This window comes from Pseudoalteromonas sp. SG41-5 (assembly GCF_014164495.1).
GTDB lineage: Bacteria > Pseudomonadota > Gammaproteobacteria > Enterobacterales > Alteromonadaceae > Pseudoalteromonas > Pseudoalteromonas rhizosphaerae.
Genome location: NZ_JACJFH010000059.1, coordinates 12,393 through 29,523 on the forward strand (window position 1 = coordinate 12,393; position 17,131 = coordinate 29,523).

The following is a 17,131-nucleotide window of genomic DNA, read 5'->3' on the forward strand; positions in this document are numbered from 1 at the left end:
GGTTTATCCTTACCAGTGTATGTGCTCACCTTGCCAATCAATGTAGGCGGGTTGACCTACCTCAGTGAGCTGTTCAGGTTGTTGTAAAAGAGTATAAAGTTGTGATGCTACAAACTCAGGTGTAAAGAGCTTACCTGCGGGTACATTTTTTTGAAACGGCTTAGATAAATTAGTATCTGTTGTGCCCGGATGAAAAAGAATTAAACGGGTTTGTTTTGCGCGTCGTTGCAGTTCAATAGCTGCTGTTTTGAATAACATATTAAGTGCTGCTTTTGAGGCGCGGTAGCTGTACCAGCCGCCTAAGTTATTGTCTGTAATACTACCTACTCGCGCACTTAAGGCCGTTATGGTACAAGGTATTTTGTGGCTAAGTAGCGGCGCTATTGCTTGCAGGCACAAAATAGGAGTCAATGTATTGGTGTTGAGTAAGGTATTGAAATAATGCTCATCGATATCGTCGAGTTTTTTTTCAGGCATAGATTGCGCATAATGTAGCTGGCCGTTAAAAATAACTACCTGAGTTGGGTTTATTGCGCGCTCTTTAAGTAAGTTTGTTAATTCACTTAAGCGTGCTTTGGAATAGTCACAAACAAACTGCTCAACAGCAATACCGACAGCGGATGTGTCAATACAGCTGCGACTTACACAAAAAACCATAGCCTGTGGATCGTGTTTGGCAATTTCTTTTAGATACGCATTTGCAATTTCACTACTTGCACCGAAAATAATATAAGCGTTAGTCATTATTTTATCCCACAACTTGATTGACAGAAAATGCGTGTGATCTGTCTGCGGTATTTAGCAAACAGGCGATAACCTAGATCGGCAATAAAGCGTATTATGGGCAATTGTAGCAGCTTTAGCCATGAATGACGGCCAACAGTTTGCCATGCTTCAAATGTGACATCTAATCCGTAAATCATTTCACCGTTATCACGCTGGCCATGCAAAAACGCCATGGCATCGTGGCGTTTTATGTTTTTAAAGCGCTGCTCAAAATCATCTTTATTTATATCTTCGAGTATTATTTTGTTGTGTGTGTCAGCACGCTTAAGTGAATCCATTTCTTTAACACAAAGCGGGCAATTACCATCGTAAAAAATAATCATAGTTACTCAAAATTCATCGATTCATTATGTCTTGTTACGAAATAGAATAAGCCTTGGATCTGTTAAATTATCCATTTGGATGATATTAATAGAGTCTTACAAATATAAAGGTAAGCAAAGTGTCGATTTTTTACCGCATTTTACACTCCACACTTAAAAATTGAACACGGCTTATTATTAGTACCTTTATGGTATAAACATCAACAATGGAGTATCAGGAATGAGTGAACAATATGCCGCCTTGCGTGGGAACGTTAATTTATTTGGGCAATTATTAGGCCAAACAATCAAAGACGCCCAAGGACAAGCGATTTTAGATAAAGTAGAAGAAATTCGAGCTTTAGCTAAGTCATCCCGCACAGGAAACGAGCAAGACCGCCATACCTTAATTAATGTTCTGCATGCTTTAACCGATGAAGAGTTACTGCCAGTGGCACGTGCTTTTAATCACTTTTTGAATCTAGCCAATGTTGCAGAGCAGTTTCATACTATTTCTCGTTTTAATGACGTGGGTTTTTGTCAGCTAAGCCCGTTAACACAAACTTTAAAAGCATTAGCTAGCCACGCACAGCAGGGTAAAATAAATCCCAATGAAATCGCAGAAAGTTTAGCTAAACTGCATATCAATTTAGTTTTAACTGCACACCCAACTGAAGTAACTCGCCGTACAATTATTAACAAACACGTTGAATTAAGTGATTGTTTAGCAGCTCTTGAGCGTACCGATAACCTGCCTTATGAGCGTGAAAATATATTAAACCGTATCGCACAGTTGATCAGCCAAGCATGGCATACAGACGACATCCGTCGTTCACGTCCAACCCCAATTGATGAAGCAAAATGGGGTTTTGCAGTTATCGAAAATAGCCTTTGGCACGCCGTTCCGCGTTTTTTACGAGACTTTAATAAAGAAGTAAAAGAGCACCTTGATTTAGAGTTACCAAACGATTACAGCCCCGTTGAATTTACCTCATGGATGGGGGGCGATCGCGATGGCAATCCATTTGTAACAGCATTAGTGACGCAGCAAGTGCTGGATCATGGGCGCTGGATGGCACTGGATTTATACAGTCGCGATATCGACACTTTAAGCACTGAGCTTTCTATGTCACAAGCCAGTGATGAGCTAGTCGAGCTCGCTGGACAAGATTTTGAACCGTATCGTGCGGTATTAAAAGTACTCAAAGCGCAAGTGAGTGAAACCGTTGCTCATCTTGGCGCTAAAATTATGAATAAGCGCACCGATGCACAAGACATCGTCACTGACATTGAGCAGTTAAAGCAGCCGCTTGAGGCATGCTACCGTTCTTTGCTTAAGAGTAACATTGCGGTGGTAGCCAATGGCTTATTATTAGATGTGTTACGTCGTATTAATAGCTTTGGTATTCGTTTAGCTAAACTAGATGTGCGCCAAGACTCATCACGCCACAGTCAGGTATTTTCAGAGCTCACTCGTTATTTGGGTTTAGGTGATTACGACCAATGGCAAGAAGAAGATAAGCAGGCATTTTTATTAGCCGAGCTTAACTCTCGTCGCCCGCTTATTCCTAAACATTGGCAACCAAGCGCTGATGTAAAAGAAGTCCTCGACACCTTTGATGTAATCGCCAAGCAAGATGCGTCGACGTTTGGTTTATATATTATTTCAATGGCACGCACAGCCTCTGATGTATTAGCAGTACAACTGCTATTAAAAGAAAGTGGTTGTAGTTTTAAACTGCCTGTTGCGCCATTATTTGAAACCTTAGATGACTTAAATGCAGGCAGCGATGTTATTACTCAATTGCTAGATAATAACTGGTATCGAGGCCAAGCTGAGGGCATACAGAATGTTATGATAGGTTACTCAGATTCAGCCAAAGATGCTGGGATGATGGCTGCCGGGGGGGCGCAATACGAGGCAATGGATAAGCTTGTACAATTGGCAGAGCAACGCGGTATTGAGCTGATATTATTCCATGGCCGTGGTGGTACTGTTGGCCGTGGTGGCGCACCTGCTGCGCAAGCCTTGCGTTCACAGCCACCAGGTTCACTCAAAGGTGGCCTGCGTGTTACCGAACAAGGGGAGATGATCCGCTTTAAATTTGGCCTACCTAATGTGGCGCTGGAAAGTCTAAACATCTATGCCGGTGCTGTGCTTGAAAGTAATTTGTTACCACCACCAGAGCCAAAAGATGAATGGCGTGATGTAATGGCGTTGATCAGTGAAAAGTCATGTGAGCATTACCGTAATGTAGTGCGTTTTGATGAAGACTTTGTGCCGTACTTTAGAATGGCAACACCAGAGCAGGAACTATCAAAATTACCGCTTGGTTCGCGTCCAGCAAAGCGTAATCCCAATGGTGGTGTTGAAAGCCTGCGAGCTATTCCGTGGATTTTTGCTTGGAGTCAAAATCGCTTAATGCTACCAGCATGGCTTGGGGCACTAACTGGTTTACAAGCTGCACTTGAAAAACACGGCATAGACACCCTTAATGAGATGAGTCAACGCTGGCCGTTTTTCAGAGCCCGTCTAGAAATGCTTGAAATGGTATTCAGTAAAGCGGACTGTTGGTTAAGTGCGCATTACGACGACGCTTTAGTTGAAGAGCAATACAAACCACTAGGTGAAAAACTGCGTAAAGAGCTCAAGCAGGCTATTTCACTGGTACAATCGTTAAGTCCACAGCAAAGTTTGCTTGCCGATCAACCTTGGATAAAAGAGTCTATTGGTTTGCGCAACCCGTATACGGATCCATTGAATGTGCTTCAAGTTGAGTTGTTAAAACGTTCGCGCGAAGCGGCAGAAGGCAGCTCTGGTGACATTGATAACGCGTTAATGATTACTATGACTGGGATTGCCGCAGGTATGCGTAATACCGGTTGATTATCCAATAATTAAGTGTGGACTTCTTTGCTGTGTTTAGCAGCGAGAGGTCCATTAATTAGTTAATTGAGCACTAACAGTGCGCTGTGCTGGTAAGGTTCGGCGCATATATTACCAAGTAAGTTATATTTATCCGCATTAAACATCTTATTTAATCTTAGTTCAGCTTAGATGTATTGAATACAGTTACTTCCTATCGTTAAGCTGTTTCAGGTTATAACTTAGTTACAACAAGGTATTTTTTGGTATCATTTTAGCAAAAAAAACCATCCTTTATTCTGTATTGACGCTCTGGTCAGACCTGATTTGCTACTAGATATTGACTGTCTGTTTTTTTTATCTAGAATGTCGGTTGTTTTGTCATTTTATGGCAATTGTACTAATAATCGAGTAGTAATTATGTCAAATGTGTCTACTTGCATCACGTATGATGCATCTACGTCATTAATAATGATGACGCTTAGAGGGACGGCAAGTGCACAGGATGTGATGAACTTTTATCAAATTGCGCAGCAGTATGTATCTATTTACGGCAGTAATAAATTACTCGTTGATGTGTCTGAATTAACGCATAAATTTCCGGCAAGTGAACTGCTGACTATTATGCCAGCAGTATCTCAGTGGTTAGCTAGTTGCTTTATTGCTCGCGTCGTTAGTTTTGATGGTTTTATGCACGATTTGTTTTTGCAAAAAGCACAGCGCTTTGATATAAAAGCAGAAAATTTTGATTGTTTTAACAGCGCGAAAAATTGGTTAGTAAATCAACCTAGCATTTAAGCGTTGAACCTTCTAAACTAGTTAGCCATTAAATCATAAAACTAGTCTATGTCTTCATTAACGCCTACAGTAAGTACTCAAACTAGCTGCGTTTTTAGCTTCAGTGAAAAACAACAGCAGCAGTTATATCTTCACGTAAAACAGCACAAGGGTATTTTAAATACCGCTGATATCACAGCTTTGTGCGCGCAATATAAGCAACCTGTCGAGGTTATACTGCGTGCCTGTTTACCTATTGCTGCAAAATTTGCAGTTGTGCCTATTTCACATTTTTTTGTTGGGGCAATTGTAGTTGGCTACGATAAACACGGTGAGCAACATTTTTATTTTGGGGCTAACGTTGAATTTGCACAACAAGCATTAAGCTTAGTGGTTCATGCTGAGCAATCGGCAATTAATAACGCTTGGCTCAATGGCGCGAAAAAAATAGCTAAAATTGCTATCAGTGATGCGCCATGTGGTTATTGTCGTCAATTTATGAATGAGTTGGCTGATGCGCAGAGCTTTGATATTTTATTACCGCAGCAGCAATTCAAGCTGGCTGATTTACTCCCTCACTCATTTGGTCCGCAAGATTTAGGTAATTCTTATAGCTTGTTTAACCCCGCTCCACAACAGCATGAATTTGTTGTAACTGATGAACTGGATAAAACGTTGTTAAGTTATGCGTTGGCTGCATATGTACCTTACTCTGAAAATTACAGCGCAGTGAAAATTAGTACTTTCGAAAATGGTAATTTTTATGGTTGTTATGCGGAAAATGCCGCGTATAGCCCGAGCTTATCACCACTGCAAAGTGCGGTGAGTCAATTGCATTTAGCCGGTTTGGCAATGACTAAAGATGTTGTCAAAGGGATTGAGTTACTACAAACGCAGGGTAAGGGAAATCAGTTAAGTGTCAGTCAAGCAGTACTGGCAAGTTACACTGATTTGCCAGTACTACAAAGTATTAGTTTAAATATTAAGCCAACAGCAGTTTAGCGGCTTCGAGTACCACGGCGACTGATTTTTTCTCAATCTCGCCGTGATCTACATTGGGGATTTCTTGGCGAGTACGATTAACCAACACACCAGCTACACAGGCGGCTTTTAGCCCCAGTGCTGCACACATTGTAAATAAGGTTGCTGATTCCATTTCATAGTTCATCACGCCCAGCTTTTGCCATTCTTCACAGCTACCTTGAAATGCTTTTGGTACATAACCCGAGTAAGTGTCGTAACGTTCTTGACCTGGGTAAAAAGTATCGCTTGATGCAGTAATACCAATATGAAAATCAATGCCTAAATTACCGCACGCATTTACCATCGCTTGAGTGGCGAAAAAGTCAGACACCGCAGGGTAGTTCAATGGCGCAAAATGTTGGCTCGCACCATCTAAACGCACAGATGCTTGGCTGATTAAAATATCACCTTCATTAATATGAGGTTGAATAGCGCCAGTTGTGCCAATTCGTAAGAATGTTTCAACTCCCAATTGCGCCAGCTCTTCTACTGCAATGGAGGTTGAAGGACCACCAATACCGGTTGAGCAAATAACCACAGAGTTACCGTTAAGTTGACCTAAGTAAGCATGAAACTCTCGGGTTTGGACGAGGCAAGTTGGGTTTTCGAGAAAAGTTGAAATACGTGCTGCACGATCTGGATCGCCCGGTACAATTGCAAGTTTTGCACCGTGTAGATCGTCGCGGGTGAGTCCTAAGTGAAATACCTTTTCCATAGCGGGGCCTTATTTATAACTTTTGTTCTAACGTCAGTTAATAACGCTAATTTATAAAGAGTTGTTATCAATTTAGCATAATTACCACAATGCATTGCCTTGTACAGGACGGATGTCCGTTATCAAATTTATTCATTCTCTTTGAATATTCAAGCAACTGACTTTAATTTGTGTCATCGCCGGTAGTTGACTTGTATTCATAGACACTATATCAATCCTACTAGGCACTCTATTTTAGTTTATACGTTGTTGGATAAATAAGTATAACCAATTGTTATTTTAGAGGTTTATATAGTTATTTAAAATGTAGCTAAAGCGGCGAGAGTAATAAAATTGCGAGTGAAAATCGGCGCGTTAATCTTTTATTAATTTTATTTTCAACAACGCTCTTTTGCATAACTACGCAAAAGCACACAGTAAGGAATTGCAATGAGCACACAATGGCACACATTTAAAAGTAAAGTTGAGCACTGTTTATGTCCGCCGGGCGATGGCGTTTTTACGGTTAATACTGCAAAAGAACGTAAAGCGGCGCTGCGTATGAAACTGTATGGGCAAGAAGATAATATCGATACGCTATGGCGTGCATCACTCGATACACTTAGTCAAAGTGAGCATAAAGCGGTGACTTTAGGTATTAGCTCTGACTGTGGTGGTGGCATTTTACGCGGCGCCAACTGGGGGCCATTGTTTTTACGCTCAACATTGATTGATCAGCAGCCTCAGGCAAAGTCGTTTGATTTAGGTGATGTAAGGGTTATCCCACATTTACTGCATGATAAATATTTAAACGACGCGACTATCAGTAATTGCCAACAGGCATTATATGATAATCCAAGCAGTGAGTATTATGTCAGCCCGTTGTCTATCACTGAAGATGTATGCGATAGCTTTTATGCAACGTTTACTGATAAAGGCATTTTTGGTATTGGTGGTGATCATTCAATTAGTTACCCGTTAACTAAAGCGTATTTGAAGGCAAAGCGTGCGCAAGGTAAACGCACTGCGATTATTCACTTTGATGCGCATACCGATTTACTCGTTGAGCGTTTAGGTATCGATTTATGTTTTGGCTCGTGGTGCACTCATATTTTAGAGTTTTTACCTGCACCGCATCATCTGATCCAATTTGGTATTCGTTCAAGCGGTAAGCCAAAAGAGCACTGGGAATCTACCTTTGGCGTTAAACAACATTGGGCCCATGAGGTCATCGAACGAGGCGCACCGGCAATTGCCGCAGAAGTCATTGCTCAGCTTAAAGCTGACAATGTTGATGAACTCTACGTCAGCTTTGATATTGACGCCCTCGATGAAGAGTTTGCATCAGCAACAGGCACACCCGAAGGGAACGGTTTAACGCCGCAGCATGCTTTGGATATCTTGGTTGCTTTGGCTGATGAATTTCCGATCACTGGCGCTGATATGATGGAAATTGCCCCATTTACTGACAGTTCACTGATTGGTCAATCGAGTTCAGATACAACGCTTAGAGAAGGTGCAAAAATTTCAGCATTTTTAATTAATGCCATGAACCGCGCATAGTCAATAACAGTTCATTTAAGCAGCCTGCTACGGCATGCTGCTTTTTAAATTCACAAATCAGCTATTTGCCGTTATATTTAATTTACATCAACAGATGCTTAAAGTAATAATCGGTGGGGCAAGAGTGGCTAAGTGGTGTTATTTTTTATTTATAATCTTAAGTAATCAAAGTCTCGCTAAATTAAATGTGGTGACGGAATATTTTCCGCCTGCTCAATATCTTGATGAAAACGAACAACTTGTTGGCTATATCGCTGATAAAGTTCAAATGGTGTTAGCTTCTTCAACACTCGATTATACAATCTCAGTGTATAGTTGGAGTACCGCATTTAATATGGTACTGCGCGATCCGCAAACATGCATTTTTTCTATGGCGCGCTCAACTTCTCGTGAAAAGCAATTTATTTGGATTGCAGAATTAGCACAGTTGAACACTTATCTTTATGCTTTGAATTCGAAAAGCATCGTTATCGATTCCCTAGAGCAAGCAAAGCAATACCGAATTGCGGTATTAAAAGATAATTACAGCCATCACTTTTTATTATCACAGGGCTTTGAAGAAGGTGTAAATCTAATGCTGATGAATAGTTTTGATAATATTTTTAAAATAGTTCAAAGCCGTCAAAGCACTATCGATATCGTCGTATTACCTGAACAACGCGTTAAATTTGAACAGTCTAAAAGGCAGGTTACTGACAAGTTAACACCAATTTTAAGACTCAAGATCACGCAACCAGCACTGTATTTTGCTTGTAACAAAGCGCTAGATAAGCCAACTCAAACCAAACTCAGCAACGCATTCAACGCGTATCAGTAAGCTTTTATTGTTGGTAATGCACTGATATTTAATTACTTTTAATATTAATTAAATTTAAATTGCCCAACCTTTAAAAGGGGTTATAATCCAGCTGCTTTTGCTTATAAAAGCGCTTATTTTTGGAGTTATAAATGGGTGACTTAATCGGGATTGGTTTATTAATCTTGATCAGTGCGTTATTTGCTATGTCGGAAATCGCCATCGCAGCATCACGTAAAATTAAATTAAGAGTCATGGCTGACGAAGGCAATGCTAAAGCGGCTGCAGTGTTAAAGCTGCAAGAGCAACCCGGTGCTTTTTTTGCCATGATCCAAATTGCCCTTAATGCAATTGCTATTTTAGGCGGTATAGTGGGCGAACAAGCGCTTTCACCTTATGTTGAAAGTGTGCTTGTGTTATTTTATCAAGGACCGTTACTGGCGCAAATTAGCTTTTTACTGTCGTTTTTGACAATTACTTCATTGTTTATTTTATTTGCTGATTTATTACCAAAACGCTTAGCTATGATCCTACCAGAGGCTGTTGCGGTTCGCGTAGTCACGATTATGCGTTGGGTAACGTATGCATTAACACCGTTAGTATTGTTTTTTAATGGTGTAACTAACATTGTTTTACGCTTATTCAATGTGCCGGCAGAGCGTGAAGACATTGTAACCACCGAAGACATAGTCGCAATGATGGATGCAGGCGCAGAATATGGCAGCTTACAACAACAAGAATATGATTTAATTGGTAATGTATTTGATTTAGAAGCGCGCTTTTTATCGAGTGTAATGTCACCTAGAGATCAAATAGTCTACTTTGATATTAACGAAGCCAGCGATAGTATTTCGGGCAAAATCATTGATCATCCACATAATCATTTTTTGGTATGCAATGGCAATTTAGATAAATTAATTGGCTCAGTTGAATCAAAAGATATTCTTCGCCAAGTGCTCAAAGGCGATGCAGCGAATATTAACGACGAAATGCTCGAAAAAGAGATTTTTTATCTACCAGAAACACTGAGTTTGTCAGAGGCATTAAATGCCTTTAAAGGCGCAGCAAAACCCTTCGCAGTGGTGGTAAATGAATACGCACTTGTCGTGGGAATTGTGACAGTTAAAGATCTTATGAAAGGCTTTATGGGAGATTTGATCACCCATAATGGTGATGAATTAATTATCGCACGTGATGCAAATTCATGGTTAGTTGATGGTTTAACCCCAGCCGTTGAGCTGGCAAAAGTGCTCGGTGTGGATGAATTTCCAGAGCAAATGCATTATGAAACTGTTGCCGGATTTTTAATTTATACCATGAAGCGAATTCCTAAACGTGCAGAATATATTCAATTCGCAGGTTTTAAATTTGAAGTGGTGGATGTTGAAGGGATCCGAGTTGAGCAATTATTGGTGTCTAAAATACTACCGGTAGAACCAGTCTTACAATAAAACGTGAGGCGCTATGCGCCTCATTATTTATTCAAAAGCGCCTTTTATTATTGCAAACCCTTGCTCAACCATATGAATGCCATTACTCCATACATGTTGTGGCGCTAAAGTGTTGCTATCAAGTAAAACTAAGTCGGCGTCTGAGCCTTTGCTAATAGTGCCTTTTTTAATCCCCAGTACATTAGCGGGATTAGTGGTTATGGCCATTAATGCGTGCTCTATACTCACCTCATATTGATGTACAGCTTGTTGAAAAGCACCTAACAGAGAGGCTTCTTTACCAATTTCAAGCCCGAGCAAGTTAAATTGCTCGTCAAATATTGGCAGGCTGGCATGGCCATCTGAACTCATAGTCAATTGTGTTGGCTTAACATTGTGTGTTAAACAGTAAGCTAACGCTTGCGCGGCAGCATATTCGCCATGAGCAAGATCATACTCAGTTGTGCTGGTGGTAAAATCAATTGTACCGCCGGCTTCACAAAATAAAATCCCAGCGTCAAGCAGCGCTTTATTTCTATTCATGTGTGTTGGATAAAACTGACTCAATGAAATATCAGTATTTTTATCAACCTCATGCAGAATCGCTAAGTGACTATTAACGGGGCCGACATGAATGCTCACGGTGCCTTTTTTTGCGCTTAGCATGCCGGCGACTTTTGCTTCTGCTGCCAACTCTGCGAGTTGTTGAACGGTGGGTTGGCTGCTACGGTGATCTGAAATTGCCACTTCGCCTACGCCAATAAACTCGTCAATATACATTAGGTCATTTGTAATACTACCCGTCAGTGTTTTAGCGGGTAAGTGATAAGAGCCAGTATGGCAAAATACATTAAGACCAAGCTCTTTTAAGCCTTTCGCTTTAGCAACTAAGTTGGTTAGTGTGCGACTGCTTGAGTCAGTGCCCAGCGCTGCAATAACGGTTGTAATACCTGCTAAGGTGGCATCAGTTAAGTTCATTTCTGGCGTTCGACTAGTAAAACCTGCTTCGCCGCCACCGCCTGTAATATGGACCAAAGAGTCAACAAAGCCTGGTACTAGAATGTTTCCTCGGCCATCGATAATCTTTACTTCGGTATTACTTTCTAGTTTGATCTCGGTTCGAAAATCAATCACTTTAGAACCAGCGATGAGTACATCCATCTGCCCTTGAGGGCTTGGAGTATAAAGGTTTGCACCTCGAATTAATGTCAACATAGTGAAGTCTTTTTATTGATAATTGATAAAATAAGCAAGAAATATAAAGCCGCTTGCTAAAGTAAATAATGCTAAAGTGAAACGCCAAATAAAGGCTGCCCATTCGCTCCAATCAAGCTTTACAATACCTAAGCAACCGATCAAGCTGGCTGAGGTTGGAATGAATATATTCGTTAAGCCATCGCCAAACTGAAAAGCTAATACCACAATTTGTCGTGAGACATTGAGTAAATCGCCTAATGGAGACATCAGTGGCATAGTGATAGCGGCTTGGCCGGACCCTGAAGAAACAAAAAAGTTAAACACACTTTGAAATAATAACATTCCCCATGCCGCAACAAAGTCTGGTACCGCAGCGATACTACTAGCACTATGATAAAGTAATGTATTTAAGGTTGACGGTGCATTTAAATCACTGCCGCCAAGTAATAATACCACCCCTTTGGCAAGAGCGACTAACATGGCTGCGGGCAACAATTCTTGTGCGCCATGTTTAAATGCATCAGCACTTTGGTTAGCTGTTTGTTTATTAAAAATACTGGCGATAAAAGCACTGAGCACACCAATACAAAAAAACTGTGCTGCGAGCTCTGGAATATAGTATTGGCGCGCCATCACACCCCACACAACCCAAGTAATACCCGTTATAAAAGTAATCAAGATAAGTTTATCGGCGGTATCTAATTTTATATCAGTATGGGAGTCGCTTTGCGCGGTGTTAATGGTTCTGATCGAGTTGGCATAACGTATAGTAAAAAATAAACCAAATAGTGTAAACACAACCCATGCGATCATTCTAAAGCCAGCACCAGAAAAAACCGGTATTTCAGCAATAGATTGTGCAATTGCAATACTAAAAGGATTCATCCAAGACGTTGCAAAGCCAATTTGTGTGGCAACATACGTAGTTAAAACCGTTACTTTGGCATCATAGCCGAGCTGTTTCATGATCGGTAGCAAGACAATACAAAAAGCAATGGCTTCTTCGCCCATACCAAATACTGCGCCACCTAACGAAAATAACACAAATAATAATGGTAGAAACAGCCATTCAACTCGCTGAGTTTTATTGATAAGCGCCATAATACCGTTATTAATTGCGCCTGTTTTCATAATGATACCGAACGCGCCGCCGGTAATTAATATAAATGCCATGACACCGATGGTTGCGCCGTACTTGTCACCCGATACTAAACCTTCAAACAACACATTTGCCAGGCCAATTTCACCGCCTTCAGCAAACAGCGGCGTTTGCTCGCTTACAGCCACTGTTTGGTATTGAGAAAGTTCAACACTGTGGCTATCTTTTTGGGCGTTAAACATCCCAGGAGTAATAAACAAGGTTGCCAAGTAGGCAATTAATGCAACTGATAACAAGATGATACTTGCATCAGGCATAGTAAATTGTTTGTTTTTCATAATTTCACTTTTCGCAAAGAAATAGGTTGCTTAGACTAAGCCGCACACCTGCTTATTTTAACACGAAGTTTATTTGAATAAGTGACCTTACTCTACAAAGCAAAGCCACTTAGTACAATTTGGATGGTGTTACGCACAGCGACTAGCACGGCGCGTATAATTTTTAGAAACGATAGCTGACACTAAATGTATAACGCGCGCCATAAGCATTATGGTTTATAGAATCAAAACCACGACTTGAGCCGTATAGCTGTGGCGGCTCTTTGTCAAAAATATTATCAATGCGCGCTCTTAAGGTAAGGGCTTTATTTACGTAGTAACCTGCAGATAAATCCCATACGAGCCAATCGTCAACTTGATGATTACCTTGTGAGTCAAGTTTACCTAAACTTTCCAGTTCATCAATTTCACGGCCTCTAAGTCCTTCAATGTCATCATCATAGCTGCTGGTGTAATTTGCGCCAAGGTTTAGGTAGTAGCTTTGAGCTTCCCAATCGATTGACATACGACCGATGTTTTCAGGGTAGCGATACGTGCCAACTAACTTTTCAATGGCATCAGAGCCTGGTTTATTGCGCTCAAATTCAAGATAGTGCGTGCCATCAAATGCAAAAGTTAAATCGCCACCTGAAAGCCTAAAACGGTGATCAAACTTAATATCAATCCCTGCTAATGTTTGTGTGCCGGTATTTTCAAGTGGGATAACATGGTCACGAAATAATGGTAAAAATAGCTCATCATCACGTGGGTTAAACTCGGTAATATAGTTATCTAAAATTTCATTTAGGTTGGCACCATCTTGCTCGATACTTAAACCACTATTGTCACTGATATCACATAGCTCATTATCGTAAGAAATACCTTGTTGACCTTCTGGGACAATACCGCAATGGCGCAGTGATGCATCAGTAATGGCACGATCTAGCACCGCAGTCATATTAGTATCAATCACTTCTTCGTGATCAAACTGCCAGTAATCAACGGTTAGGTTAGTATCAGCGCTTGGGCTCCAAGCAAAACCAACACTAATAGCTTCTGATTCTTCAGCTTTAAGATTTTTATTTCCAAGCTCGAGTGAGTTAACACTTACCTCTGTTCCTTGGCCCATACAATAAAGATCAGATACTGCTTGGTTAGCACCGCAATCGAAGGTTGATTGAGTGGTTCTTAATTTAACACCAGCTTGCGTAAGAGAAGGGGCACGGAATGACGTAGACCATGAGCCACGTAACACTAACGAGTCGTTAGGACGATAGCTTAAGCCTATTTTTGGATTAAAGGTGCCGCCAAAATCGTCATAATGATCGTAACGTCCTGCCGCCTGTAGCTCAACTTGATCGGTCAATGATACACTTATTTCTGCGAACGCCGCGTATTGAGTGCGATCAGCCTCTGATAAGCTCGAGCCAAAACCAAATACATCCACTAAGTAGCCGTTTTCAGGGCGTGCTTGCGAGTCAAGTGATGGAATGTCAGTTAATTCTTCACGGCGAGCTTCAACTCCAAATGATGCATAAGCGGGTAAATCATTAAAGGTGAATAGCTCACCGTTAAAGTTTACATCCCAGCCGTATACGGTGCTTTCGCCACTGCGTGTTGGACGTGCCTGTGCCGTTGCTAAAACCGCATCGTTGGCGGCATCGCCTTGCACAAATGGATTATAAAATGGCAGTAAATCGCCTGATACACAGTTAAGGTTTGCGCCGTCGTAGTTTGCTAATGTACCGTCTGAGCATAGTTCACCAGTAATGGTGGCATGAAATTGATAGCGATTGTAAATACCATCAATGGCTTCTTGCTCAGAGCTTGAGCGAGAAAAGGTTACGCCTGACTCCCAGCTCCAGTCACCAACATCACCTGCAAGGCTACTCACTAAGCGGAAGTTTTTAGTTTCTACTTCGACAGTACGTGGGGCATTAAAACGCGCATCAAAGCCAAAGCCGTAAACTTCGCGGCCAGCTTGCGTATCAAATTCAAATGGGTCAATAAACACTTGATCCATCAAATCATTACTGCCATCTGCATTATCATAAATGAACAGCGCATCTTCTAAAATGAAAGGACCATCTTCATCATTTATTTGATTAATCGGTGAGGGTGACGAGTACGCTTTTGCCTTTGTTTGGCTATAGAAAAAGTCAGTATGCCAATCAAGACCGCCTAAGCTGCTATTGAACATAAAGCCAGTCGATAGACTCTCAAATGGCGTATCCAGATAATCGTCTTGATTTGGGTAATAGGCACAAATGTCTTCACCAAATTCAGTTGTAACTAATTCAGTCTGGCAATTTGGCGCTGGCAATTCATTCCCATCACGCGAGCTGTAATAATAAATATTTGGCGCGTTTTCAAGTTTTGGTAAGTACGAATAACTATTCACCAGTGGTGATGATGCAGTGAAATCTCGATCGGTTGCTTTAAATGCGTTACGGTCAAAAATATCGGCAAAAACCGTTAAGTTACTCTCACCAATGTTTGTACCGTATACTAGGTTAAGTTGTTTTTTACCTTCATCATGACTGTTAAAGCTGTTTGCGTAGGATGCGTTTACTTCAGCGCCTTCAAAGTCATCTTTTAAAATATAGTTAATTACACCTGCTACGGCATCTGCACCGTAAACCGCTGATGCACCGGTTGCAAGAATATCAATGCGCTCGATAGCTGCAAGTGGAATTGAGTTCACATCGACAAAGTTTTCCGTGCCAGCGGCAAATGAACTGGGCGCAACACGACGACCATTAATCAGTGTTAATGTGGCTGATGGGCCCATGCCACGTAGGCTTGCTGCAGATTGTCCCGCAGGTGTTGAAGTGGACGTGCCACCGCTTTCTGAAGTGGAAAAAGTGCCGCTACCACCTTTGAACACGGATAAATCCTTTAGTAATTCGTGAATCGTGTTGGCGCCAGAGCGTTTGATGGCATCTTGGTCTAATACCGTTAGTGGAATCGTTCCTTCAAGATCGACGCCTTTTAAACGTGATCCGGTGACTTCTACTCGTTCAATGTTTTCAGCTTTAGTGTTTTCTTGCGCATACAAAAAAGTTGGGCAAAGCACTGCGCTTATTGCCGTTGCAATAGTTAATTGACGAAACATATTGGTTTACCTTTGTCTTTATTTTAAGCACAGGTGTACTGCACAGTGCTTATTTTTTGATTATTTAGACAGGGCCGTGATCGATAGACACAGTTAGCCCCTCACAGAGAATGTGAGGTAGTGGCTACTCGTCAAACCACTCCGAAAGGTAGTGAGGAGAGTAGAAATATGTACACAGCGATGTTGCGTTTTTAAACATAATTCCAATCCAAAAGGTTTTTGACAAAGCTAGTATTTGGGTGCTAGCTTACTCGCGATTTAAAAGTTCCTTATTTTTATAGCAAGCATAAAGTTTTACTGCAAGCTATTTTTTATCATTTTTTACATGAGTATAACATTATGGAAAACTTTCGGGAACATCTTGCAAAGAGCCCTAAATATGGTTTTTTTGCTGCTTTTACACTGGTAATGGCTGCTTTTTCGGCGAATATATCTGCAAATCAAACTGAGCAAACCTTGCTGTTAATTGGTGGTGCATTAACGACTTGTTCAAGTTTTAGTCCTGAAAATTGCATTGAAAAAACATCATTAATAGGAAAAAAAGCGAATCAATTTCAATTGACGGGCAAAGCACTACAAGAAATAAAAAGCCAATGGCCTGATGATAGTACTAATAATCGCAATGAAACCTTGCGGGTTTTATCAAAAATTGCCAAGCAACAGCCTAATCTTATCGATAAAGGGTCGTTGCTATGGGCTTGGCGGGATTTAGATAGCCGCTCGCTCAATAATTTAACTGATCGAGAATATAACTTTGTCACTGATATGCTGGAAGTGGCGGTTGTTGATGCTAAAGGCCAGCGCATAAAAGAAACGGTGCAAAGTAAACAAAATAATGAGCCGGCTGCTAATGATATAGTTAATTTTATTTCTGCAACAGCTAAAGTAAATAGGAAACAGCAGAGCTGATTAGCTATCACCGCATCGAGTCGCCACCCTGATTAATCGGCTGACTTTTACGAAGGCTTACTGGATTTTGATCGTATTAAAAGTTCATGGCTGGCGTTAACTCCCGCATTAGCGCAAACAATCACAACTGGGCAATGTGAAAAGCTAGCGCGATTTCGCCAGCAAAACATTGAGGTGTTTAATCGCCACAAAATCTATCCTGGCCTTATTCAAGCTGAGCAACAACTATGCGACGCGGGTGTTGATAATTTAGTTGA

At 41.0% G+C, this 17,131-nt stretch carries 13 protein-coding genes; 7 read left to right on the top strand and 6 right to left on the bottom strand.

The features are described from left to right. Positions 1–9: 9 nt before the first annotated feature. Together H5232_RS15035 and H5232_RS15040 are read right to left on the bottom strand one after the other, a co-directional pair. Positions 10–744, bottom strand: a complete 735-nt coding sequence (locus H5232_RS15035; RefSeq protein ID WP_182760776.1) for an SDR family NAD(P)-dependent oxidoreductase — start codon at positions 742–744, stop codon at positions 10–12. After that, positions 744–1,109 (bottom strand): thiol-disulfide oxidoreductase DCC family protein, encoded by a 366-nt coding sequence (locus H5232_RS15040; RefSeq protein ID WP_149979962.1) that lies wholly within the window; start codon positions 1,107–1,109, stop codon positions 744–746. Before H5232_RS15040 ends, H5232_RS15035 begins: the two co-directional genes overlap by 1 nt. Positions 1,110–1,329: 220 nt before the next feature. Here H5232_RS15040 and ppc point away from each other — a divergent pair, with 220 nt between their 5' ends. The 3 genes from ppc to cdd all read left to right on the top strand — a co-directional run bounded on the left by ppc (position 1,330) and on the right by cdd (position 5,733). Continuing rightward, positions 1,330–3,975: a phosphoenolpyruvate carboxylase gene (ppc, locus tag H5232_RS15045; RefSeq protein WP_182831135.1), complete on the top strand. Its 2,646-nt coding sequence runs from the start codon at positions 1,330–1,332 to the stop codon at positions 3,973–3,975. A gap of 399 nt (positions 3,976–4,374) precedes the next feature. Beyond that, positions 4,375–4,752: a hypothetical protein gene (locus H5232_RS15050; RefSeq protein ID WP_145234423.1), complete on the top strand. Its 378-nt coding sequence runs from the start codon at positions 4,375–4,377 to the stop codon at positions 4,750–4,752. 48 nt (positions 4,753–4,800) lie between these two features. Continuing rightward, positions 4,801–5,733: a cytidine deaminase gene (cdd, locus tag H5232_RS15055; protein WP_145234421.1), complete on the top strand. Its 933-nt coding sequence runs from the start codon at positions 4,801–4,803 to the stop codon at positions 5,731–5,733. On the opposite strand, the gene udp is transcribed toward cdd, so the two are convergent. Continuing rightward, positions 5,714–6,469, bottom strand: coding sequence for a uridine phosphorylase (gene udp / locus H5232_RS15060; protein WP_149979966.1), 756 nt, complete (start codon positions 6,467–6,469; stop codon positions 5,714–5,716). The two genes, cdd and udp, sit on opposite strands and share 20 nt — an antisense overlap. A gap of 429 nt (positions 6,470–6,898) precedes the next feature. Here udp and H5232_RS15065 point away from each other — a divergent pair, with 429 nt between their 5' ends. The 3 genes from H5232_RS15065 (at position 6,899) to H5232_RS15075 (ending at position 10,258) form a co-directional block, all read left to right on the top strand. Beyond that, entirely contained in the window at positions 6,899–8,011 is a 1,113-nt protein-coding gene (locus tag H5232_RS15065) for an arginase family protein (protein WP_182831136.1), read from the top strand. A gap of 34 nt (positions 8,012–8,045) precedes the next feature. Continuing rightward, entirely contained in the window at positions 8,046–8,828 is a 783-nt protein-coding gene (locus H5232_RS15070; RefSeq protein ID WP_259398738.1) for an ABC transporter substrate-binding protein, read from the top strand. A 131-nt stretch (positions 8,829–8,959) separates the two neighbouring features. Then, on the top strand, positions 8,960–10,258 hold the full coding sequence (locus H5232_RS15075; protein ID WP_182717602.1) for a hemolysin family protein: 1,299 nt from the start codon (positions 8,960–8,962) through the stop codon (positions 10,256–10,258). 27 nt (positions 10,259–10,285) lie between these two features. Here H5232_RS15075 and iadA read toward each other — a convergent pair whose 3' ends face one another. From iadA to H5232_RS15090, 3 genes are all read right to left on the bottom strand, one after another. Next, on the bottom strand, positions 10,286–11,452 hold the full coding sequence (gene iadA, locus H5232_RS15080) for a beta-aspartyl-peptidase (protein ID WP_182717601.1): 1,167 nt from the start codon (positions 11,450–11,452) through the stop codon (positions 10,286–10,288). Between the two features lie 12 nt (positions 11,453–11,464). After that, positions 11,465–12,871, bottom strand: coding sequence for a putative basic amino acid antiporter YfcC (gene yfcC / locus H5232_RS15085; protein WP_182739497.1), 1,407 nt, complete (start codon positions 12,869–12,871; stop codon positions 11,465–11,467). A gap of 163 nt (positions 12,872–13,034) precedes the next feature. Then, the gene (locus H5232_RS15090) at positions 13,035–15,965 is read right to left on the bottom strand and encodes a TonB-dependent receptor domain-containing protein (RefSeq protein ID WP_182831137.1); all 2,931 of its coding nucleotides are present in this window, start codon (positions 15,963–15,965) and stop codon (positions 13,035–13,037) included. Positions 15,966–16,304: 339 nt separating this feature from the next. On the opposite strand from H5232_RS15090, the gene H5232_RS15095 reads away from it, so the two are divergent. Next, on the top strand, positions 16,305–16,874 hold the full coding sequence (locus H5232_RS15095) for a hypothetical protein (protein ID WP_182831138.1): 570 nt from the start codon (positions 16,305–16,307) through the stop codon (positions 16,872–16,874). The last annotated feature ends 257 nt before the right edge of the window (positions 16,875–17,131 follow it).

Coding starts and splice junctions, on each gene's coding strand:
- H5232_RS15095 (WP_182831138.1), top strand. CDS start 16,305: ATGGAAAACTTTCGGGAACATCTTGCAAAGAGCCCTAAATATGGTTTT.
- H5232_RS15050 (WP_145234423.1), top strand. CDS start 4,375: ATGTCAAATGTGTCTACTTGCATCACGTATGATGCATCTACGTCATTA.
- H5232_RS15065 (WP_182831136.1), top strand. CDS start 6,899: ATGAGCACACAATGGCACACATTTAAAAGTAAAGTTGAGCACTGTTTA.
- H5232_RS15035 (WP_182760776.1), bottom strand. CDS start 744: ATGACTAACGCTTATATTATTTTCGGTGCAAGTAGTGAAATTGCAAAT.
- yfcC (WP_182739497.1), bottom strand. CDS start 12,871: ATGAAAAACAAACAATTTACTATGCCTGATGCAAGTATCATCTTGTTA.
- H5232_RS15090 (WP_182831137.1), bottom strand. CDS start 15,965: ATGTTTCGTCAATTAACTATTGCAACGGCAATAAGCGCAGTGCTTTGC.
- H5232_RS15070 (WP_259398738.1), top strand. CDS start 8,046: ATGCTGCTTTTTAAATTCACAAATCAGCTATTTGCCGTTATATTTAAT.
- ppc (WP_182831135.1), top strand. CDS start 1,330: ATGAGTGAACAATATGCCGCCTTGCGTGGGAACGTTAATTTATTTGGG.
- H5232_RS15040 (WP_149979962.1), bottom strand. CDS start 1,109: ATGATTATTTTTTACGATGGTAATTGCCCGCTTTGTGTTAAAGAAATG.
- H5232_RS15075 (WP_182717602.1), top strand. CDS start 8,960: ATGGGTGACTTAATCGGGATTGGTTTATTAATCTTGATCAGTGCGTTA.
- udp (WP_149979966.1), bottom strand. CDS start 6,469: ATGGAAAAGGTATTTCACTTAGGACTCACCCGCGACGATCTACACGGT.
- iadA (WP_182717601.1), bottom strand. CDS start 11,452: ATGTTGACATTAATTCGAGGTGCAAACCTTTATACTCCAAGCCCTCAA.
- cdd (WP_145234421.1), top strand. CDS start 4,801: ATGTCTTCATTAACGCCTACAGTAAGTACTCAAACTAGCTGCGTTTTT.